The following is a 21091-nucleotide window of genomic DNA, read 5'->3' on the forward strand; positions in this document are numbered from 1 at the left end:
AGTTTTCGAATCCGCCCGGGGGCACCAGGGGAATATCGAGCCCGGTACCGCTACGGTGCCGGGCTCTTCTGGTTCATGTCATGTCAAAAACGAAGCGCCCGCTTGCTGGGGAAGCAAGCGGGCGCCTGTGAGCGAATATGTTTGCGGCGAGAGCCGAAATGAGCGGTGGGGGGGCGACTTAGTTGGTCGTACCGGAATCGCCGCCCGTGCCCGTGCCCGAACCCGAGCCAGAAAGTGCAACCGTCAGCGTAATCGTGCTGTCGGTGGACTGCTTGCCGGTGGGGGAGACGCCCGTAACGGTGGCATCCTCGTTACCGCTCACGGGATTGCCGTTCTGGTCACAGAAGCCAATGTTATAGAAACCGGCGTTGTTGAGCGCGGTAACGGCGGCGGAAATGCTCTTGCCGTATAGGTTGCCCGGGACGGAGGCCTTGCCGGACTTCTTGGCAATGACGACGGTAATCGTGGCGCCGGGCTTCTGCTTGCCGCTGGGGTTCCAGCTGATCACGGTGCCCTCGGTAACCGAGTCGTTCTCCTGGTAGCTCACGTCGACGCCAAAGCCTGCCATATCGAGGGCGTTGCGCGCCTGGGCCTCGGTCATGTCGGTCAGGTCGGGGACGGACGTGGTATCCGGGCCGCTCGAGACCTTATACGAGATGGTCGTGCCCTTCTCGACTTCCTTACCGGCTTCGGTGCCCTGCTCAAAGACCTGGCCCTCATCGGCCTCGTTGGCCTCCTCGGAGGCGTTGCCCTTCAGGCCAACGCTTGCCAGCGCGGCTTCTGCCTGGTCCTTGGTCAGGCCGACAAGCCGGGGAACCTCAACCTTCTCGGAGGGCTTGGGGCCCTTGGAGATCACCAGGTTCACCTTGGTGCCCTTGGCCTTCTTGGTGTGGCCGTTGGGCGTTTGCTCGGCGACCTTGCCTTCGTCGACATCGTCGTTGTAGCTTTGGTCGATGGTGCCGACCTCGAGGCCGGCTTCCTTGATCAGCTCGACGGCAGTCTGCTGGTCCTTGCCCAGCACGTCGGGCACGGGGACCTGCTCGCCGCCAAAGAGCCCAGTAGCAAAGGCCACAACGATGCCGATGACGGCAACAGCTGCCACCACAGCGGCGATGATCTTGTTCTTGTTGGATTTGGGCTTTTCGACCTCGTAGGAGCCGGTGGAGCCCGAAACCGAGCTACGGGCGGTATTCTGGCCGCTCACGCCCGAGACGGGACGCACCATGGCGCGCGTCTGATCGGAAAGCTCGCGAGTCTTGGTGGCGCCCAGCTCACCGGGGGCACCGATGATGCGCGTGGGCTCCGAGATGTTAACGGCACGGCCCGACAGGTAGCTGTTGAGCACCTGACGCAGCTCGTCAGCGGTCTGGAAGCGGTTTGCCGGGTCCTTCTCCATGCACTTGAGGATGATGCGCTCAAGGTCGGCGTCGACACCGGAGTTGATCTGGCTTGGCGGAATAGGCAGCTCGTTGACCTGCTTGAGTGCGACCGAGATAGCGTCGTCACCGTCAAAGGGAACGCGGCCGGTGGCGCACTCGTACATCACGACGCCCAGCGAGTAGATATCCGAGGTGGGGCCGAGGTCCTGACCGCGGGTCTGCTCGGGGCTGACGTAGTGGGCAGTTCCCAGCACGTTGTTGTCTTGCGTGAGGTGGCTGTTCTTGGCGCGCGCGATGCCAAAGTCCATGACCTTGATGTTGCCGTCGGGCAGCACCATGATGTTCTGCGGCTTGATGTCGCGGTGGATGATCTCGTGCTTGTGGGCGACCGAGAGTGCAGAGCTGATCTGCGATCCGATCTGGGCGACCTTCTTGGGGTCGAGGGCGCCGTGGCTCTTGATTCCGCTCTTAAGGTCAGTGCCGCGCAGGTACTCCATGACGATGTAATAGGTGTCGCCGTCCTTGCCCCAATCGTAGACGCCCACGATATAGGGGGAGGAGAGACCGGCTGCTGCCTGGGCCTCCTGTTTAAAGCGTGCGGCGAAGGTTGCGTCGCCAGCATACTGTGGCAGCATGATCTTGACGGCTACCGTGCGGTCGAGGACCTGGTCCTGCGCACGGAAGACGGTCGCCATGCCGCCTGTCCCCACCTTATCCTTGAGGAGGTATCTTCCCCCGAGGACCCTCTGTTCCATTCCTGCTCCTAACATAACTATTCGCTCAACGATGTGTGTAGTACCTACGATGTGGCCGCTGGGGCCGTGTGGCGCGTTGCCGCTAACTCTTCGGCCGCGGCGCGCCTCGGGTGACCGATTCGATCATGGGCATCACGCTCCCTGTGCGGCGAGCGCTGCGGTCAGGACGATGCCGGCAATCTTGGCCGCCTTGACGTCGTGTTTGTCGTAATCCTCCAAGGCCACCGAGATGGCGACCGTGGGTGAATCGTAAGGTGCAAAGCCAACGAACATCGAGTTGACGTTGGTGCCGCCGGTCTCGGCCGAGCCGGTCTTGCCGGCGACCTTGACGCCGGGGACCTGGGCATCGGTGCCGGTACCGGACTGGACGACGGCGAGCATGGCCTGCTTGACCTGGTCGGCCGTGGCGGAGCTGACGGCCTGACCCAGCGAGCGGGACTGCGTGGTCTTGACCACAGTTCCGTCCGGGGCGAGTACCTGGGCTACAAAGTACGGGTCCATGACCACGCCACTGTTAGCGATGGCGGCGGCAATCACGGCGTTTTGCATGACGGTGGTCTGCGGCCCGGGCGTGTGGTCCATGCCGACAGGCTGGCCGGCGCCGGCCCAGGCGGTCTCCCACTCGGTCATGAGCGACGGGTCGGCCATGATGGAGGCCGCGGAGGTCAGGTCCTGGCCTAGCTTTTGGCCGTAGCCAAAGGCGTTGGCAAACTGCACGAGCGTGTTTGCGCCAACTTCGTTTGCCACCTGGCCAAAGACGACGTTGGAAGACACGGCAAAGGCCTGCTGCAGGCTGATGGTGCCGTAGCTCTCGTTGGCATAGTTGGTGACCGGCGCGTTGCCAATATCCATGGAGCCGGGCGCCTGGTAGGTGCTGGTAAGGCTGGCGGTGCCGGTCTCGAGTGCCGCGGAAAGCGTAACGACCTTAAACGTGGAGCCCGGCGTGTACAGCGCGTCCATGGCGCGATTGTACATGGAGCCGTCCTCGCCGCCGCCCGCCTGCAGCAGGGCGTCGATGTTGGTGTTGTCATAGGTGGGCGAGCTGGCGCATGCGAGCACCGCACCGGTACGCGGGTCGATGACCACTACAGCGCCCTTAAAGCCCTTGAGCGCCTGCTCGGCCGCCGTCTGGATACGCGAGTCGATGGTGAGCTTGGCGGTGTTGCCCGGCTGGGTCTGGCCCGCGAGCGACGCGATGGCGTTGTTCCAGCTGGAGTAATCCTTAGAACCGGTGAGTGTGTCGTTCATGACACTCTCGATGGCGGTGGTGCCATACTGCTGGCTCACGTAGCCAACCACGTGCGCTGCCAGGTTGCCGTTGGGGTAGGAGCGTACGTAGGTGCCGTCCTCCTGCTGCAGCGACTCGGCCAGCGTCACGCCGTCGGACGTGATGATGGAACCGCGCTGGATGTACTTGGAGCGGGCGATAGTGTGGTTGTTGGTCGGCATATCCTGATAGTCCTTGGCCTTGATGACCTGGACATAGGTGAGGTTGCCGATAAGGATGGCGAACAGCGCCGTAAAGGCGAGCACCGCACGGGTTAGACGGTTGGCGAGCGCAACGCGGCCGAGCACACCGGATTCAGGCGTGTCGAGCAGGCGACGGCGCATGCGCGAGCCGACGGAATGGCTGCCGCTGCCGTAGGAAGACGAGGTGGCAAAGCGCGTGCCCGTCGGGGCGGCGGCGGATGCGACCTGATCATCGGTGATGGCGGTCATGGTGCCGGTGCCGGTAAGCTCGGCCTCGCGTCCGGTCGCTTCGTCACCGGCGCGCAGCAGGAGCGCGACGATGATAAAGCTTGCCAGCAGCGAGGAACCGCCCTGGCTCATAAAGGGCAGGGTGACGCCGGTCAGCGGGATCAGGCGGGTAACGCCGCCCACGATCAAAAAGGCCTGGAAGCTGATGGCGGCCGTAAGGCCCGTGGCGCTAAAGGCGGCGAGGTCGGATTTAGCGCGGGCAGCCGTGGTGAGGCCACGCACGGCAAAGAGCATAAACAGGATGAGCACGGCGCCGCCGCCCAAAAGGCCCATCTCCTCGCCGATGGCCGAGAAGATAAAGTCGGACTCGACGACAGGGATGTTGTTGGCCATGCCGTTGCCGATGCCAACGCCGACCAGACCGCCATCGGCAAGCGAGAAGAGCGACTGGACGATCTGGTAGCCCTGGCCCTGGGCATCCTTAAACGGATCGACCCAAACCTGGAAACGCACCTGAACGTGAGACAGGAACTTGTAGGCGCCCACGGCTCCAACGGCTAAGAGCGCAAGGCCGATAACGACATACGAGAATCGTCCCGTGGCAACGTAGAGCATCAGCAAGAAGATGGTGTAGAACAGCACGGCCGAACCCAGGTCGCGTTCGAAGACGACGACGAGCAGGCACACGCCCCACACGGCAAACAGCGGCAGCAGCAGTCGCAGGCGAGGGATCTTAAAGCCCAGGATCTTGCGGTTGGAGATGGAGAGCAGCTCGCGGTTCTCGGCCAGGTACCCGGCCAGGAACAGCACGATAAAGACCTTGGCGAACTCGCCGGGCTGGATGGTAAAGCCTGCGATGCGAATCCATAGCTTGGAGCCCGAGATCGTGGTGCCGATAAAGATGGGCAGCATCAGCAGAATGATGCCGATAATGCCAAAGGTGTACTTGTAGCGCATGACTACGTCGAGGTTCTTAACCAATGCGAGTGTTCCCACCATCAGGGCCACCGAGACAAACAGGATGATGAGCTGTGAGATGGCGAGAGCGGGGGCGAGACGCGTCACGAACGTGATGCCGATGCCCGAAAGCACAAAGACAATGGGCAGGATGGCGGGGTCGGCGCCGGGCGCCAAGATGCGCACGGCGATATGTGCCGCGGCGAAGGCGGCAAAGAGGCCGATCGGCACCGCGAGCGTCTCAAAGGAGATGGCGGCGCCCGCGGTGAGCACGTACATCGCATACAGCAGGATGACGGGGAACGCCGAGGCGATGAGCAAGAGCAGCTCGGTGTTGCGGCGACTCATAAGCGGCACTCCCTTTCTAGTTCTTTTCGGAGGCTTCGGCCTCGGCGGACTGTTCGGCGGTTTTCTCGGAATCTGATTCGGAGGTCGATCCCTGATTGGTGTTGTCGCGAATCGTTTGCGCGTCGATCACCTGGCGGGTCTGCTCTTCATCGATCTGGTGGCGGTACTTGGATATCGTGTCCTGCGCATCGTCGACACTTGTTTGCGGAATGCCCGCCTTGAGGCGGTTTTGCGTGTCTTCGGGCAGGTCGGACAGCTTGATGCTGGTTTCGCTTTCGAGCCAGTGGAGCTTGAGTCCGAGCGGCTTGCCGGGAAGGCCGCGCCAGACGGCGACATTGCCCTGGTAGGTACCCAGGTAGTACGAGCCGGTGACACCCGTGTAGGCCCAGATGCCAGCTGCCAGCACAAAGACGAGGGCCAGGATGGCGGCGATAGTAATGTTGCGGCGACGCACGCGTTGCGCCTCGCGCATAACGCCATCGTCAACCAGGTCAACGACTACTACGGTCACGTTGTCGTGGCCGCCGGCGGCAAGCGCCGCGTCCACTAGGTTGTCGACGCAGATTTGCGCGGTTGAGGACTGCGTGGCGATGTTCTCGATATCGCTATCGGGAATCATGCTCGAAAGGCCGTCGGAGCACAGGATCAGGCGGTCGCCTTCCTCGATATGCAGAGTGAAGTGGTCGGCATACATGGCGGGGTCCGAGCCCAGCGCACGGGTGATGACCGAACGGTTGGGGTGGACGCGAGCCTCGTCTGCCGTAATCTCGCCGGCGTCCACGAGCTCCTCCACGTAGGAGTGGTCGCGGGTCACGCGGATGAGCGTGCCCTCGTGGAGCAGGTAGGCGCGAGAGTCACCCACGTGGGCGATGGCGAGCGTGTCGTTTTCGATATAGGCGCAAGTGGCTGTGCAGCCCATGCCGGGCTTGCCCAGGCCGTTCAGGGCCGCCTCGATTACGGCGGCGTTGGCTGCCTCGACGGCTGCGGCCAGGCGTGCTGCGTCGGCGGACTGCGGGGCCGTCTTGGCAATAGTCTCGACGGCGATGGAAGAGGCTACCTCGCCGGCGGCGTGACCGCCCATGCCGTCGCATACGCAAAAGAGCGGCGACTGCACCAGGTAGGAATCCTCATTGTGCGGGCGCACACAGCCAACGTCGGAGCGGGCGCCCCACATGAGTTGCGTGGTGGTGCCGGCATCATAGGTCGAGTCGGTCTCGATGCGTTCCTCGGTCAGGGGCTCAAAGCTCATGGTCGAGCCGGGGTCTTTGAGCTTGGCCTCAACGGCGGCAACGTCGATCTCGGCTGTGTCACCGGGAGAGACGGTGTCGGTCTCGGCGTTTGATTCGGAATCGCCGGTGTCCGGGGAGCCGGGCTCCTCGGACGCGCGGGCGGTCGACTCGTCGTCTTGCGGGCTGACGTCTATAGGCTCGGGTGCCGCAAACACCGCAGCGCTCTCGTTGATTGCCGCGGCGACGGGCTCTGCAAAGTGAGCTGGCGCCGAGGTTGCTTCGGGCGCTGTGGGCTGTTCCGCAGCATGTGCGCCGATGGGCGCCGCTACGGCATCCTCTTCGTCCTCGTTATCGGCGAGATCCGAAATATCATGCGTTACATGCGAAAGAGGCAGGGAGAACACGGTGTCCTCGGGTTCCACGGGTGCGGAGCCCGCCGGAGCGGCGTGGGCCGGCGCAGCTGTGGCGGCAGCCGGTGCCTCGGTCATAGTCGCGGACTTGTTCTCCTCGTCGATCATCGACGGTTCACCTTCATGACCACATCGCCGATCTGGACTTCGTCGCCCTCGCGCAGCGTTGCGGGCTCCACAAGCTGGCGGCCGTTGACGAGCGTGCCGTTAAGCGAGTTGAGGTCCTCGATGATGAGCGCCGGGCCCTGCAGCGAAAAGCGCGCATGCGAGGCCGAGACGAACGGTTCGTTGATGCAGATGTCCGAAGATGGCGAGCGACCAACGATGACGGGGCCGAGCATGTCTACGTGGATGCCACGGATGCCGCGCGGGCCCTTGTCCACATCGATCGTCCAGATAGCCGAGTCGCGGCGCTGTCCGCGCACAAGTCCCACGCCGGTCTTCATGACGGCGAACAGGAAGATATAGAGCAGGGCGACCAGGACGATGCGGCCTGCAAAAAGGACGATATCGATGTTCATAAGCGACTATCCCCTAAATTCAAAGGTGCTCAGGCCAAACGTCAGCAGATCGCCGTTGCGCAGCGGGCAGCGCGTAATGCGGCGGTTGTTGACGAGCGTGCCGTTGGTGGAATTGAGGTCCTCGATCGACCAATCCGAGCCCGTAAAGGTGAGCTGGGCGTGGCGGCGCGACACGTTGGGGTCGCGCAGGGCAATATCGGAAACTGAGCGCTCGCGACCGATAGTCACCTGTGCGGAGGTGATGCTATGGCTCTCGCCGCTCACGACGTCGACGAGCTGGGCGAGCGGGCGCTGCGGGGCGCGAGTGCTTGCCATGTTGGAGGCGATGCCGGCTGCGGCGCCTAGGCCCACGGCGGCACCGGTCGCGGCGGCTCCGCCCATGCCGGCAAGCGCGTCGCGCGAGACGGTCTGCGGCACCGGGATAGGAGCGGCGGGGTCGGGGACGCTAGGCGCGAAGGGATCTGCTACGGCAAGCGGGTCAGGAGCGGCGGCGCGAGGCGTCGGCTGCTGCTGGGGCATGGCGGCGGGGCGCTGCGGCTGCGGGGCAGCAAACTGCTGCTGGCCGGCGCGCGGGGCGCTGGCGGCACGGCTTGCCGCGGAGTTGTTTTGGCCCAGACCGTTTTGATAGGCGCGCTCTTCTTCGTACAGGCGGCCGAGCGTGGGGGCATCGACGTTCTCGGCAAAGACCGAGAACTTGCCGGCGCGCAGCTGCGGATCGATCATAAAGCGCACGAGGGGCTCGCCGACAAAGACATAACGGCGCTTTTCGGCCTGCGCCTTCACAAACTCGCGGACCTCGCGCGAAAGCTCGGGGTAGAACGGGGCGAGCATGGGATCGTCGTCGGCGGCGATCAGGATGGTATAGAGTGCCGGCGCGGTGTTGACGCCGTTGATCACCAGAGTCTGATCCTCCATGTCGCGAGCGGCCTGCTTGGCAAGCTTCTTAAAGGAGAACGGGGCACGGGTGGCACCGAAGATGCCGGCCACGTGGTCCTCGAAGATGTTCAGGAAGTTCACGAAAGATCACTCTCCGTATAGGTTCTTTGGTATCCGAGCAAATATAGGCATATCCCAACGATTATAGAGGATAGGGTTCCCGCAACTGCCGCCTTGGCGGCGACCGCGGCTGCAAGGCTGGCAATTTCCATATGGTGTGCAAGACAGGATGCCGCTGCGCAGCCGATGCCGGTGACGGCGATGGCGGCGATTGCGGCAAGGTTTGAGCCCTGGTCGGCACGCTTGGCATGGGCATTGAGCAGCGCAGATGACGCTGCGGCAGTTGTCGCGACCAGCACAAAGGCAGCCCAAAGGAGCGGGTCTTCCAACGCTGCGGCAACGTTACCGAGCCCCAGCACGCCTCCGGCTGAAAGCGCGACCGTCGCCAGACGGGCAAAAAGCATGCCCATGCCCGTTGCCGCGGCGGCGCTTGCCGGGCCGAGCCAAAATGACGCGACGCCGGCGGCGACCCCAGCTGCCAGGAAGGTATTGCCAGTCAGACAGCCAAGCGCGAGTGCACAGGTGAGCGCGGCGCTCGCGGCAGCCTCGGTGCGACCCCAGGCGATCCACCAACCGGACATGGCGGCGGCAAAGATCACCGCGACGGGCAACATCGACAGGATGCCCTGCGCCTGCATGGTGGCGTTGGCCATGAGCACCAAAAAGCCCACAGCCGAGATGGCCGAGCCAATCTGGGGGGCCAGGCCAGCCGCCGCTCCGATCGCGATAGCCGCAATGACTAGGCCGGGAAGCGCCGCGACCCCGGCCGTTTGCATCAGCAAAAAGCTAAAGGCGCCGCACGTTAGCGCCGAGATAGCGTGCATGGTGTAGTCGCGCGCATGGCTCCAGCGCGTGCCCGCCCAGCCGAGCGCGGGGTCGACCTCGATGGCGTCGTCCTCGTAGTACGACGGCTCGATATCGTCGAGCTCCTGCTCGTCATCCGAAAGCTCGCCAACCATTTGCTCCAGGCTGCGACGGCCCTCGCGCACACTGCCCAGACCGGCAAGGAGCTGGTCGCAAAATGCCTCGATGCTGTTGGGGCGGTCCTGCGGCATGGGGGAGAGCGCGCTCATGAGCGCGGCCTCGGCTCCCGGGGGAAAGTGTGGTATCAGCTCGCTGGGATAGGTGGCGCCGCCGATGATGCGGTCGAGCGAGTCGGCGGGCGTGGCCGCCATAAAGGGAGCGCTGCCGCACAAGCCCTCATAGATAACGCAGGCAAGGGCAAAGACATCGGCGCGTTCGTCGACCGTGCCGGTCTCGATATCGAGCTGCTCGGGCGGCATGTAGCCGATGGTGCCGCCGCGCGAGCCGCCAAAGCCACCGGCGGACGACAGTCGCGCCATGCCAAAGTCGGTGAGCTTTACATTGCCCGAGTGGTCGATGAGCACGTTGGCGGGCTTAATGTCCAGGTGGAGTACGCCATTGCTATGGGCGAAGGTGAGCGCCTGGCCCAGGGCATCGGCAATGGCCGCGGCCTCGTCAAAGGTGAGCGAGTGGCCGTCCACGCGATGCAAAAACTCGGCCAGCGACATACCGTCGACATACTCCATGACCAGGTAGGCATAGGCGGTGTCATGCGTAAAGTCGATGACCTGCACGATATTGGGATGTTGAAGCATGGCGGCAGTGTGCGCCTCGCGCAGGACATCCATGATGTCGCTGGCGGGCATGCCGGCGCCGTTGATAAGGGGGATGCGCTTAATGGCGACGCGGCGGCGCAGGTGCGTGTCGCGGCAGATCTCGATGGAGCCAAAACCGCCGGTCGCAAGTGTCTCGAGCGGCTGGTACCGCTTGAGCAGCTCGCGAGAGCTGGTGCCCTCCAAAGGAACGTCCGGCGAGAACCGGGCGGTATGTTGCGAGAAAAGCGGCATGGCCAACCCTCGTGCGTTTAAAGTTCGTTTGCGAGCGGCGGGCGCGGAGCCGAGCCGTTCGCGGTGGCATAGATGCTGCTAGTGTAGCACGCTCGGGCAGATGGCGAGGAAACGGGGATGAGGTGGTCCGATCGATTCGGGCCGTTTCGGCTCGTTCGGAAAGCGCACCCCAGTTTTCAGCCAAATAATGGGATGCGCCTTCCAAATGGGGTGGGCTGCGGAAACTGCATCCCAGAATATTGCCCTGGAACGGGATGCGCTTTCCGAACCGGCGTCCAAAAGGAAACCGCATCCCGCTTTGGAGCGGGGACTGCGGACAAAAGCTGGACCGTGTTCTGGTTCGGATTGGAGTTCGCCTGAATCGTTGATGCTGGCTGGTGTGGGAACAGAGATAAACGAGCGGCTCGGGCGATATAATGACACGCTATGGAGGCCATATGCTTTTTTCCCGCCGTTCTGCTACATCTGCCTGCGCCATTGCGCTTGTCGTAATGGCGGTCACCCCTTATCACCGGTTTTCATCTTCAATCGGCCTGGCGTCAGGTGCAATGCCCTGGCTCGTTATCCTGGGCGCATGCCTCGCGGCGTTTGTTCATGGTGCTGCGCTATGCAAGGGGGGAATGAGAAGGCCGAGGCATCTCGGTGCCATCGGCGTTTTTCTTGGTGTTATTGCAACGGTTCCCGAATGGGCCGACCTGGCTTTCTATGCTCGCGGAGACTCTATTCCAATCGTGTTTGCACCGATTTGGTTGTTACATGGCGTTTCGTGTGTCTCGTGCTTTGTTGGGTCGCTGCTCCTCTCATATGTTATTTGGGGCACGGCGGACTCTCCTTTGACGCAGAGGTCGACACGGACTGACGAAAGGGAAACTCGTCACCCGCAGGACGCGATTTTTACAGAAACAATAGCCGTCATGTCTTGCCTGCTGTTTTGCTGTCGAGTTTCATGGAGAATTGTCCCCGAGCCATGGGGGATACCCTCTGTTTCGGCTGCGTCAATTGGCCTTGCGCTTTTAATTCCGTTGGTCTATCTCGCATTGACTGTGGCCCCGCTGTTTTGCCGCCCTCGTGCCTTTGGCCATGGGCGGCGCGACGTGTTTGCCCGTTCTGCGCTCGTGGCAGTCCCTATTGGCCTTGTTCCGGCTGTTGAGGCGGCATACTTCGCAAGCGATGCCGTGGTCATTGCATTGCTGGCGATGGGGTCCGTTATCGCTGCTGCCTTCGTATGCATGTTGCTAAGGGGGAAACGGGACAACAATTCGGATATCGCCTGTGCGTCCGACACATTCGATGCGGGGGTGTTTTCCCCTGCCCTGTCGCCTAGAGAAGAGCAGTTTGTTCGACTGCTGCTCAAAGGGAAAACGCCGGCGGAAATTGCCAAGGAGACGGATACGAAGCCATCGACGGTGAGAACAACGCTTCACCGAGCATACGGGAAGGCATCGGTTGCGGGCTCATGCGAGCTCGTGGCGTTGTTTGCGGGTGAGGGCGATACTGTAGGGCATGAGCTGCCGCAGCGGCATGCTGACGATATGGCGGCATCAGCTCGAACGCGCCGGCTGTTTCGATACCTGCTCACATTATTTTTTATCCTCCTTGCGGCGGGGCCCTTGGTAATGGCGGATAGCGATTGGGGGTCCGGTGTTTCGCGGGCTGTCGCCTTTTCCCTCTTAAGCTACGCATTGGGCCTCGGACTGCTTCTGTCGCTATGCTACGCGGGTGGAAAAGCGAATCGTGGCGCTGCGCTGGATAGAGCAGGTGAAGCGATTTGGCTCGGAAGCCCGTACGTATGGGCGATGCTATCTGCTGTGGAATGGTCTTTTATCTATATCGCGGCATGGAGGTGCATACGCGATCCGTTGATGGCCGTGCCAGTCCTGGTTTGCGGCGTGGCGTCTATGGCTTCGCTCGCCGTTGAGCTGCGTCCGTTTAAGGTGCGTGCTCGTACCCGGTCTATCGTGCCGTTGGTGTCAATGGGCATGGTTGCCTTAATCTATGCGGCCGCTAGGGGGCGAATCCACGGGCTTGCGGTGCTGATGGGGATGTTGCTCACATATAAGGTGCTGCGAAGCTGTCCGCAGCGCAAAATGCTTGGGATATGGATGCTTTGCTTCGGGGCGACGGCTCCTGTTTGGGTCGTCTTGCTCAATATGGCGCAGGATCTGACGGTTTACGAGCCGTTGTTCCTCGCGTCGTTGTTGGGGCATAGTTCGGCTGTCAATGTCGTCGTGGCAACGGTGATCGTCTGCTGGTCTGCGCCCATGTTAGTCACGCACATCGCGCTCACCCGCTCGGTTGAGGACGAGAAGGCTGTCTTGGAGTACCGCGCGAACGGGTCCACCGAAACGGCCCGCGTGCGCCAGCTGGCTCTGCTTACGTCGCGCTCCCTTTCCGATGTTCAGTCGCAAATCTTGCTGATGACGGCAGAGGGCGCAACGACAAAGGCTATTGCGGAGGACGTCGGTTACGCTGCATCTACGGTGCAAGCACTGCGGTCTGCATCTTACCGCCAGTTGAGGATCAAGAATAAAGCGGAGCTTGTTTCATTGTTATCGCAGGTAGATAACGTGTAAACGCCTGAGCGATTAACTCAATAGCGGGTGTTTACAGACATCATTCTCTATTCATGCAAAGGTTGCCGTGCGCCGACGCATCATTAACCGCTTGTGATTAGGGCCGGGTCGAGCGTTGCTGCTCGGCCTGGCCAATAGGAGGGTGATGTCGCTTGAATGGAAATCTATTACGGCACGAGTTATCCAAGATATTTGGCAATCCTATATTTGCGTTGACCCTTATGGTTGCAACTGCAATTTCGATGGCGGCTGCCATTGAGGCATGGTGGACGCTCGAGACTGAGCGCAAGCAGCTGTTATCGCTTGGCTATGGCGTTGGTTTGCAAGCCCAGGCATACCTCGGCCAAACGCGTGAAAGTAGCTTTGGTAACTGGATCGTTGTGAGTGCAAATGCACCGCTATCGGCATCAGTGTTTTTCTATGCGCTGCCGTTGCTTGCCATGCTGGCCGGGTCGTGGTCATGCCTGTCCGAGCGTTTGAGCGGTTACGAGGCGCAAATCTGCACACGTGTTTCTAGAAATGCATACGTGAACGTGAAGATGCTGTCTGCTTTCCTCTCTGCGTTTGCGGTCACGGCTATTCCGCTACTCGTGAACTTCCTGATTGTCTCAATGCTGTTTCCCGCGTATCCCCCCCGGGTCGACGAATCGACTTACGTCGGGCTCTATCTGCATAGCTATTTTTCTGGCCTGTTTTATTCCCGGCCTCTGTTGTACGTGCTGGTTTATACACTGTTCGATGCGGTGACGCTGGGGGCTCTATCCATGGCCGTGACCGGTCTGTCGGTTGTGTTTCGCAGCAGAATCAAGGCGATGGTCGTTCCATATCTGATTATGGTTGCATGGCACTTTGTTAACGACTGGATTTTTAGCGTCCTTTCATGCGTCGGCTTTAACTGCAACATTCTTAACAGCATCAGGTCGGAATCACTAAATAACTGGCCCGACATTCGAGCAGGGTTTGCAGAAATCATTTTGCTGTTCGTCTTTTCTTTGATTTTCGCGAGATTCTTAAAAAGACGCGAGGTGGTCTGATGCTGTTTAGGCTGGTCGCCGCGGACCTGAGGACCGTTTTGAAGAAGAACATCCTTACTTTTATTGCGATTGCGGCAGTGACCGTTGCGAACTTGGTGTACGCCTACGGATTGTCTTCTGTGTATGGGGTTAGAACGGATACCTTGGGGTTTGCGGATAATCTTGCGCTCGTGTTTGCCGGATCTGCTCCGTTTGAGCCTAGGCCCGGGGTCATGTTTGTGCCTCCGCTAGGATGGCTATTTCTCATTCTGCTTATTCTCTATACAACACTCGACTATCCGACCGAATCGTTGCACGGGTTTGGTTTGCAAGCGCTTGTTCGATGCCGGGCAAGAACCCTTTGGTGGGTCTCGCGTTTTATCTTGGTGGCGGCAGTAACGGCATTTTCACTGCTCGTGGTGGTTTGCTCTGTTGTGATTTGGAGCTTGGTGGTGAGCTCCTCGTTCAGCGCGGTCATTCATGGTGAGTCGCTTCAACTGGCTAATTTGGCGCCGTGGTTTCTCAAAGCTGCCGAGGCAGATGCGCTGCCGTTTTTCATAGGTCTCTTATTTGCTTTTGAGGCGCTTGCGTTTGCGCAGGCAGCGGTTGGGTTTGTGCTTGGGTCGTCAGTCTCGTTTGTGGTTTTAATGAGCTACCTGATCTGCTCGGCATATGCACGACATTGGGCGCTATTGGGTAACGCCTTGATGCTGTTGCGCTGGGGTGGAATTGTCAAAGAGGGAATCGCGGCGGGCTCGAGTGTCTTGTCATCAATTGGGCTTATGTCGTTATGCCTATCGTTGGGTGGACTGTGGTTTCGAAGGGCCGACCTTATAGAAAAGGGGGACAAGATATGAGTGTGATCGTAAGGGGCGTATCGAAGCGCATGGGTAAAAACGATGTCCTGCGCAACGTGTCCATCGAGGTTGACCCTGGGACTGTGGTCGGGCTTCAGGGGATAAACGGTTCGGGTAAGACCATGCTCATGCGAGCGGTTTGCGGGTTGATCAAGCCTACCGAAGGCGAAATCTCTATCGATGGCCAAAGGCTTGGGGCGGACATCTCGTTCCCGCCGAGTCTGGGGATGTTGATCGAGGCGCCTTCCTTTTTGGGATATCTGTCTGGCTACGACAATCTGAAGCTCATCGCTCAGATCAAGGGCGTTGCCACCCCCGAGGACATTCGCTCTGCCCTGCGGCTCGTGGGGCTCGATGCAGACGAAAAAAAGAAGTTCCGAGCATACTCGCTTGGGATGAAGCAGCGTCTGGGGATAGCTGCGGCAATTATGGAGAAGCCGAAGCTGCTTGTTCTCGATGAGCCAACGAATGCCCTCGACGAAGCGGGCGTTGAAATGCTCAAGCGCGTTGTGGCGATGGCGGCATCAACGGGTCGTGAGGTCCTTCTGTCCAGCCATGACGGAGAGGTGCTCGAGGAACTGGCCGATCGGGTTTACTGCATGCGCGACGGTGCCGTTGTGAAAGTTCGGGAAAGGTCGTGAGCGCGATGAAGAAGACCCTGTGGACGAGAAGATCGGCGCTCGCGCTTTTTTGCTGTGCTGCTACCGGCCTTGCGGGCATGAGGGTGAGCGTCGTTAACGGGAACCGGACGGTCATTCCTGAGAAATATTACGCGGAGGGCGAATGGCTCTCGATGGATGGAGCGTTTCTGGGGTCGAAGGATGTGGTGACTGATGGGTATTCGTTTTGCATAGACGGGGCAGAGTTGCTCACGCCGCGCGAGTATCTCAAACGAGCACATGACGATTATTCAAAATATGGCACCGTGGATACGAAAACGAGACTGAAGGATGCCGACATCACGTGCGTTATCGCCGTAAAGATGCGTGTCAGAAATAGGGATAATATCGACGGTGGAATCAAAGCGTATGTTTGGCATCTGGTTCCGGAGTCTGCGCCAAACTATGATTTTGTAGTCAATACCGATCTGATAACGCAAGCCATGCCGGTCCTTGGCGGCTCTGCTGCGTTTGCCGTGGAGGTTGGGGCAGAAAACGAGTTGCTCGTCCCATTTATGATGCAGAACACCAACGACTATTTCGAAGGTTACGAGACCGTCCGTTTTGAGAAAGCATTTCCCGGGACTTACACGATGAAGATGACCGATCTGCCGGAGCGGAGGCTCTTAAGGTTTGAAGTGAAATAGCTCGAGAGCAAGGCAAAACGGGTCCATTGGCGGTACGCGCGCCCGATTCCAGGCGCCCCGGCCCGGAATCGGGCGCGGGACGAGGCGCCTTCGGTGTCGGCCGGCCTACCGCTTCTTCTTGCTCTTCTTCTGCTTGCGCTGCTTGCCCTTGGTCTCCTGGGGCTTGTCGCCCTGTTTTGCTTCGGCAGCGGCCTTTTCTGCCTTCATCTTCTTGCGTTTGGTCTCGATGCGGAGTTTTTTGTTGATGCGCGCCTTAAGGAAGGGACCGAACTGCTCGGCATCGCCGCGGACAAAGGTGTCCTTAGGGATCGTCACGCCCTGGTCGGCGAACATGGCCACAAAGATGCGCTCGCCGTCGAGCACGTGGTCGAGCTTTTCAAACGGGAAGAACTGCGACTTGCCGCTCGTGCCCCAAACCATCAGGCCGTCCTCGTTGGCGGCGACGCGGCGATAGCGGCCACCCATGGACTCGTCGGCCTCAACGGCGTCGATAAAGTCGCGGGCGAGGGTGTGGTGCAGGTTTTTGCTCCACCAGGCCAAAAAGGCGCCGAATACGATCAAGACGACGCCAAACTTGATCCAGTTGCCGCCGGCCACCAGCATGCCGATGCCGATGAGCGCGGCAATTGCCGCGGCGACATACAGCGAGCCGCGACGCCTGGGCGAGGCGACCAGGCGGGCGAAGTCGGTGACGAGGTCGTTTTCGTATTGGTACTCGTTGAGGTACAGGATGCCGTCGTCGGCTGCGGCCTGCTCCTCGAGCGCGACCTCGACCTGGTCGGCTGCTTCGGAGGGAACGAGGTTGCTCTCTGCGTCTGCCATGCTCTTTGGACTCCTATCGCGGCGGGCTCGCCGTACGGGTTATTATGGAATGCAGTATGCCGTGCGACCGCATGGCCGCCGCGGCAACAAGACTCAGTATACCCGGGGGAGCACCCATGGAATCGTTGTACCGAAAGTATCGCCCGCTCACCTTTGACTCCGTGGTGGGCCAGCAGCATATCGTCTCGACGCTCGAGCACGCCATCACCGAGGGGCGCCTGTCCCACGCCTACCTGTTCTGCGGACCGCGCGGCACGGGCAAGACCACCATGGCGCGCATTCTGGCCAAGGCGCTGCTGTGCCGCAATGCCGAGGCGGCGCGCGCCGAGGGTGCAAGCGGCTGCATGCCCGACGGTACTTGCGAGGAGTGCGAGCTCATTGCCGAGGGTAACCACCCCGATGTCTACGAGCTCGATGCCGCCTCCCGCACGGGCGTGGACAATGTGCGCGAGGAAATCATCAACTCCGTCAACTTTGCCCCGGTGCGCGGCAAGTACAAGATCTATATCATCGACGAGGTCCACATGCTCACGACGGCGGCGTTCAACGCGCTGCTCAAGACGCTCGAGGAGCCGCCGGCACACGTGATCTTTGTGCTGTGCACCACCGACCCGCAAAAGATTCTGGAGACCATCCTCTCGCGCTGCCAGCGTTTCGATTTCCATCGCATCGGCAACGAGGATATCGAGCGTCGCCTGGCATACGTGTGCGAGCAGGAGGGCTTCGATTACGACGATGAGGCGCTGGCCATCGTGGCGCGCCATGCCAAGGGCGGTATGCGCGACGCGTTGTCCACGCTGGAGCAGCTGAGCGTCTTTGGCAACGGTTCTGTGCATGCGGACGACGCCCGCTCGCTTTTAGGCGAGGTTTCGGACCAGATTCTGGGCGAGTTTTCCCGCGCCATTGCCGATCGCGATGTTGCCGAGCTCTATGGACTGATCCGTGCGCAGGTCGAGGAAGGAAACGACCTGCTGGAGCTGACGCGCGACCTGGTGGCGCATGTGCGTGACGTGTACGTTGCCTGCGTTGCCGGTGCCCGTGCCGAGCTGTTTGAGGGCGGCTCCGAGCAGGCCGAGGCGCTTGCTGCCGAGGCCGCTGCCTTTGGCGAGCATCCTGCCGACCGCCTGGCCCGTGTGCTGACGGTGCTCGACGATGCCGCACTGGAGATGAGGGGCGCGAGCGACGTGCGCCTGGTGCTCGAGATCGCCTGCACGCGCCTGGCACGTCCCGAGGCCGATTTAACGATTGAGGCATTGGCCGAGCGCGTGGCCCGCTTGGAGGCCATGGTTGCCAACGGCGCCGTGCCGGCGAGCGTGGCTGCTGCTCAGGCCGCCGCGCCTGCAGCATCCGTACCCGCTGCTGCCCGACAGCCGACGCTAATTTCGGGCGCTCGTGCTGCCGCTCCGGCGGCATCCGCTGCCCCCGCTGCTACGTCCGCGCGCCAGGGCGGTATGCCTTGGGACCGTGGTGCTGCTGTTCCGGCTGCCCAGCCTGCGTCCCGTTCTGCGTCCGTGTCAGCTTCCAAGCCTGCAGCGCCTGCACCTCAGCCTGCGCCGACTCCGACGCCTCAGCCCGTTGCGGCCCCCGCGCCTGCTACCGCTCCGGCACCTAAGCCCCAGTCCAACAATGCCGCCCAGGTTGCCGCCGCCGGTACTGCCGAGACGCCCGCGGTCGAGGATGCCGGAGAGCTGCAGCGCAAATGGGCCGAGGTTGTCGAGCGTGTCAAGGCGCGTCAGGCTTCCTACGCAGGGCTTTTGCTCAACGCTCGCGCCACGGCCGACGACGGCTCCAAGCTCACGGTCTCGTTCCCCGCGGGTTCGACTTTTGCCATTAAGATGCTCGGTCGCGCCGATACGCAGTCGGTGGTCCTGCCGACGGTTTGCGCGGTCTTCGGTCGTCGTACCGTCGACTATGTCCTGGATGGGGGTGGCACGCCGGCTCCTCAACATGAGGAGCATTCTCCATCTGCACGGGCTGCGGTATCTGCGGACCCGCAACCCGTGTCCTCGGCGGCCCCTGTATCCTCGAGCGCCAGCGCGACGCAGCCAAAAGCGGCACCGGTAGCGGCACCGACCCTGTCGGCGCCTAAGCCCGCGGCGCCCAAACCGGCTGCTCCGGCTCCCGCGCCCAAGCCCGCTGCCGCGCCTGCGCCCAAGTCATCCGACCTAGCTAAGGCCCCCTGGCTACGCTCCGACAACCCCGCCGGTGCTCCTGCCACGGGTAAGCTCCCGACCGAGCCCGCACCCCGTGCGCCCGAGCGCTCGGCTGCCCCCAAGGCCCAGCCTGTCGCGCAGTCCGCGCCGTGGGAATCCGAGCAGGTGCCCTACGACGACGCTATGGTCGGCGGCTTCGCTGGCGATGCGAACGGGGACGATCTGCCTCCGTTCGACGTGCCGGGTGCGACGCCCGCGCCCAAGTCAGCTGTAGCTGCCCCCAAAGAGGAGGACGCTCCTGCAGCTCCCTGGGAGTCCAACCCCGGCGCCGGCAGCCCCTTCGGCCACCAGGGCGCAGCCCCGAGCATCCCGCAGACCGAGGACGAGGCCAAAGACCTCATCCGCAGCGTCTTCGGTCAGGCCACCATCTTCAAGCCGGTGGAGTAGCTGTACAGGCGGGTATACTGCTCAAGAAGAGACGTCTTTGAACGGAGCGAGCTTATGATGTGGGAATATGTCCGCCTTGAGGACGATACGCAAGTTTCGTATTCCGAAGTCCGTGAGGACAATACGGTGAAGGTCGTTGTGGAGCGCCCACGCGATTGGGGTTTTGACACGGCGGAGTGCATCTTGCCGGCATTCAATTGGGTGTCGCACGAGGGCTTTAGCGAAGCAGACCTCAAAGAACTCGATGATTTTGTACGCAACAATGCCCCGCTCATCCTGCGTTTTGCTTACGAAGGCGGACGGGTCTATGCCTAGTCTTTTCCGACTCGGGCCGTACATCATCTTTTTCTGGACAGGGGAGAACGGCGAGCCCGTCCATGTTCATATCGCGGTCAAGCGCCCCACCGCCGAGGCGACCAAGATATGGCTTACCCGCTCCGGCGGATGCAAGCTGGCCCATAACAAGGGCGATATTCCTGCTCGGGATTTACGCGATATCATGCAGTTTGTTTCATCTAACCATGCGCTGATTTGCAAACGCTGGAAAGAAACAACCGGTGGGCTGTCGTTTTACTGTTGAGAATCGCTTGCTGGGCTTAGGACCCCTAGCCCTTTAGGGGCTCTTTATCCGGGCGCATTTGAATTTCGGACATGTGTAGCGTGGTGCCGCGTGTCTCGCATTCGAGCAGGCAGATGCGTGACGGTCGGCCTAGGATGCTGAGGTCGATACGATACGTCGCATGGCTGTCCGTGTACTCGACTTGCTCGGCGTTGACGGTTGCTCCGATTGTAAATAAAGAGCCCAGTTCGGCATCGACAATCTTGGAGTCCTTTATCTTGACCTTGAACTCTTGGTAGAGGGACGGGCTGTTGTAGTAAATGGTTCGGGTTCCGTCGGTGCATTCATCGGTCGTCTCCCATTTGACGACGGGCTGGTCCGAGCTGGCTATCAGCAGTTCTGCTCCAAAAGCTATGGCATGGGTGATGATAACCAGTAATACCCAGACGACAAAGAGATAGAGAACCACATATGCAACGGGGTGTTTTGAGCGGATGTTTTGGAGTACGGCTGGGACATTCACGAGGGCACCTCCAAATCGTCATCTATGACAATCAAATTATACCCAGCCGCCATGCGTGCCGCCTCGAGCAGCGGCTCGGCATTTTGCCATGTAGCCTTGTAGCCCTACGCATAAACTGCCTGGTTCCAGCTCTGCTAGATGTAGCTTGAGATAATTATGCAACCTTGCATAATTCGACCTTGCATAATCTTGGGCGTGCGTCACGCTCAAGGACATGTATATCGACTGAGGTAGCGTGTCCGCCCCGCTCGCTGGCCTCGCGCCGTGGTACGATTTTTGAGTTTGAAAGTCCCGCCGTGCTCCGGCTGCCCTTGCAGCTCGGCGTGCGGCCGCACGTAAAGGAGCCATCATGGCCGGTATGAACATGCAGCAGATGATGAAGCAGGCTCGCAAGATGCAGGAGCAGCTTGCCGCCGCGCATGAGAACCTCAAGTCCCAGACCGTCGACGCCTCTGCCGGCGGCGGTATGGTCAAGGTGACCGTTAACGGCGAGATGGAGCTCGTCAACCTCACCATCGATCCCGATGCCCTCGATCCCGAGGACGTCGATATGCTGCAGGACATGATTATGGCTGCCGTCAACGAGGCCGTTCGCGGCGTCAACGAGCTCGCCAACAAGCAGATGGGCGCCATCACCGGCGGCCTCAACATCCCGGGCATGCCGTTCTAAGACG

General features: G+C 61.0%; 17 protein-coding genes. 9 read left to right on the top strand and 8 right to left on the bottom strand.

Annotated features, from left to right (window positions below):
• Positions 1–178: 178 nt before the first annotated feature.
• The 6 genes from pknB to DXD39_RS09330 form a co-directional block, all read right to left on the bottom strand.
• Positions 179–2134 (bottom strand): Stk1 family PASTA domain-containing Ser/Thr kinase, encoded by a 1956-nt coding sequence (pknB, locus tag DXD39_RS09305; RefSeq protein ID WP_117803898.1) that lies wholly within the window; start codon positions 2132–2134, stop codon positions 179–181.
• Positions 2135–2266: 132 nt separating this feature from the next.
• Positions 2267–5137, bottom strand: a complete 2871-nt coding sequence (locus DXD39_RS09310) for an FtsW/RodA/SpoVE family cell cycle protein (protein ID WP_117797273.1) — start codon at positions 5135–5137, stop codon at positions 2267–2269.
• 16 nt (positions 5138–5153) lie between these two features.
• On the bottom strand, positions 5154–6884 hold the full coding sequence (locus DXD39_RS09315) for a Stp1/IreP family PP2C-type Ser/Thr phosphatase (RefSeq protein ID WP_117803899.1): 1731 nt from the start codon (positions 6882–6884) through the stop codon (positions 5154–5156).
• A complete protein-coding gene (locus DXD39_RS09320; RefSeq protein ID WP_006235180.1) occupies positions 6881–7297 on the bottom strand; it encodes an FHA domain-containing protein in 417 nt (138 codons plus the stop codon). Before DXD39_RS09320 ends, DXD39_RS09315 begins: the two co-directional genes overlap by 4 nt.
• Before the next feature lie 6 nt (positions 7298–7303).
• A complete protein-coding gene (locus DXD39_RS09325; RefSeq protein ID WP_117564937.1) occupies positions 7304–8314 on the bottom strand; it encodes an FhaA domain-containing protein in 1011 nt (336 codons plus the stop codon).
• A complete protein-coding gene (locus DXD39_RS09330; protein ID WP_117803900.1) occupies positions 8311–10164 on the bottom strand; it encodes a serine/threonine-protein kinase in 1854 nt (617 codons plus the stop codon). Before DXD39_RS09330 ends, DXD39_RS09325 begins: the two co-directional genes overlap by 4 nt.
• 437 nt (positions 10165–10601) lie before the next feature.
• On the opposite strand from DXD39_RS09330, the gene DXD39_RS09335 reads away from it, so the two are divergent.
• The 5 genes from DXD39_RS09335 to DXD39_RS09355 all read left to right on the top strand — a co-directional run bounded on the left by DXD39_RS09335 (position 10602) and on the right by DXD39_RS09355 (position 15913).
• The gene (locus DXD39_RS09335; RefSeq protein WP_158565518.1) at positions 10602–12737 is read left to right on the top strand and encodes a LuxR C-terminal-related transcriptional regulator; all 2136 of its coding nucleotides are present in this window, start codon (positions 10602–10604) and stop codon (positions 12735–12737) included.
• Positions 12738–12958: 221 nt separating this feature from the next.
• Positions 12959–13771, top strand: coding sequence for a hypothetical protein (locus DXD39_RS09340; RefSeq protein ID WP_147347922.1), 813 nt, complete (start codon positions 12959–12961; stop codon positions 13769–13771).
• A gap of 38 nt (positions 13772–13809) precedes the next feature.
• On the top strand, positions 13810–14607 hold the full coding sequence (locus DXD39_RS09345; RefSeq protein WP_147347923.1) for a hypothetical protein: 798 nt from the start codon (positions 13810–13812) through the stop codon (positions 14605–14607).
• Positions 14604–15248, top strand: coding sequence for an ATP-binding cassette domain-containing protein (locus DXD39_RS09350; protein ID WP_089573263.1), 645 nt, complete (start codon positions 14604–14606; stop codon positions 15246–15248). Before DXD39_RS09345 ends, DXD39_RS09350 begins: the two co-directional genes overlap by 4 nt.
• 5 nt (positions 15249–15253) lie before the next feature.
• Positions 15254–15913: a DUF5028 domain-containing protein gene (locus DXD39_RS09355; protein ID WP_117773741.1), complete on the top strand. Its 660-nt coding sequence runs from the start codon at positions 15254–15256 to the stop codon at positions 15911–15913.
• 105 nt (positions 15914–16018) lie between these two features.
• Here DXD39_RS09355 and DXD39_RS09360 read toward each other — a convergent pair whose 3' ends face one another.
• The gene (locus DXD39_RS09360; protein ID WP_089573261.1) at positions 16019–16735 is read right to left on the bottom strand and encodes a hypothetical protein; all 717 of its coding nucleotides are present in this window, start codon (positions 16733–16735) and stop codon (positions 16019–16021) included.
• Between the two features lie 116 nt (positions 16736–16851).
• Here DXD39_RS09360 and dnaX point away from each other — a divergent pair, with 116 nt between their 5' ends.
• From dnaX to DXD39_RS09375, 3 genes are read left to right on the top strand one after another with little or no spacing between them, the layout of a single operon-like run.
• The gene (gene dnaX, locus DXD39_RS09365) at positions 16852–19335 is read left to right on the top strand and encodes a DNA polymerase III subunit gamma/tau (RefSeq protein ID WP_158565520.1); all 2484 of its coding nucleotides are present in this window, start codon (positions 16852–16854) and stop codon (positions 19333–19335) included.
• A gap of 54 nt (positions 19336–19389) precedes the next feature.
• Positions 19390–19650 (top strand): hypothetical protein, encoded by a 261-nt coding sequence (locus DXD39_RS09370; protein ID WP_099432547.1) that lies wholly within the window; start codon positions 19390–19392, stop codon positions 19648–19650.
• Positions 19643–19915, top strand: coding sequence for a DUF4160 domain-containing protein (locus DXD39_RS09375; protein ID WP_117757924.1), 273 nt, complete (start codon positions 19643–19645; stop codon positions 19913–19915). The genes DXD39_RS09370 and DXD39_RS09375 overlap by 8 nt, the downstream gene beginning before the upstream one ends.
• Before the next feature lie 25 nt (positions 19916–19940).
• On the opposite strand, the gene DXD39_RS09380 is transcribed toward DXD39_RS09375, so the two are convergent.
• Entirely contained in the window at positions 19941–20363 is a 423-nt protein-coding gene (locus DXD39_RS09380; RefSeq protein WP_158565522.1) for a hypothetical protein, read from the bottom strand.
• A 403-nt stretch (positions 20364–20766) separates the two neighbouring features.
• On the opposite strand from DXD39_RS09380, the gene DXD39_RS09385 reads away from it, so the two are divergent.
• Positions 20767–21087, top strand: a complete 321-nt coding sequence (locus DXD39_RS09385) for a YbaB/EbfC family nucleoid-associated protein (RefSeq protein WP_117803905.1) — start codon at positions 20767–20769, stop codon at positions 21085–21087.
• Positions 21088–21091: the final 4 nt, after the last annotated feature.

This window comes from Collinsella sp. TM04-29, from assembly GCF_003466565.1.
Classification (GTDB): domain Bacteria; phylum Actinomycetota; class Coriobacteriia; order Coriobacteriales; family Coriobacteriaceae; genus Collinsella.

Coding starts and splice junctions, on each gene's coding strand:
- DXD39_RS09355 (WP_117773741.1), top strand. CDS start 15,254: ATGAAGAAGACCCTGTGGACGAGAAGATCGGCGCTCGCGCTTTTTTGC.
- dnaX (WP_158565520.1), top strand. CDS start 16,852: ATGGAATCGTTGTACCGAAAGTATCGCCCGCTCACCTTTGACTCCGTG.
- DXD39_RS09375 (WP_117757924.1), top strand. CDS start 19,643: ATGCCTAGTCTTTTCCGACTCGGGCCGTACATCATCTTTTTCTGGACA.
- pknB (WP_117803898.1), bottom strand. CDS start 2,134: ATGGAACAGAGGGTCCTCGGGGGAAGATACCTCCTCAAGGATAAGGTG.
- DXD39_RS09335 (WP_158565518.1), top strand. CDS start 10,602: ATGCTTTTTTCCCGCCGTTCTGCTACATCTGCCTGCGCCATTGCGCTT.
- DXD39_RS09330 (WP_117803900.1), bottom strand. CDS start 10,164: ATGCCGCTTTTCTCGCAACATACCGCCCGGTTCTCGCCGGACGTTCCT.
- DXD39_RS09340 (WP_147347922.1), top strand. CDS start 12,959: ATGGTTGCAACTGCAATTTCGATGGCGGCTGCCATTGAGGCATGGTGG.
- DXD39_RS09385 (WP_117803905.1), top strand. CDS start 20,767: ATGGCCGGTATGAACATGCAGCAGATGATGAAGCAGGCTCGCAAGATG.
- DXD39_RS09315 (WP_117803899.1), bottom strand. CDS start 6,884: ATGATCGACGAGGAGAACAAGTCCGCGACTATGACCGAGGCACCGGCT.
- DXD39_RS09350 (WP_089573263.1), top strand. CDS start 14,604: ATGAGTGTGATCGTAAGGGGCGTATCGAAGCGCATGGGTAAAAACGAT.
- DXD39_RS09360 (WP_089573261.1), bottom strand. CDS start 16,735: ATGGCAGACGCAGAGAGCAACCTCGTTCCCTCCGAAGCAGCCGACCAG.
- DXD39_RS09370 (WP_099432547.1), top strand. CDS start 19,390: ATGATGTGGGAATATGTCCGCCTTGAGGACGATACGCAAGTTTCGTAT.
- DXD39_RS09310 (WP_117797273.1), bottom strand. CDS start 5,137: ATGAGTCGCCGCAACACCGAGCTGCTCTTGCTCATCGCCTCGGCGTTC.
- DXD39_RS09320 (WP_006235180.1), bottom strand. CDS start 7,297: ATGAACATCGATATCGTCCTTTTTGCAGGCCGCATCGTCCTGGTCGCC.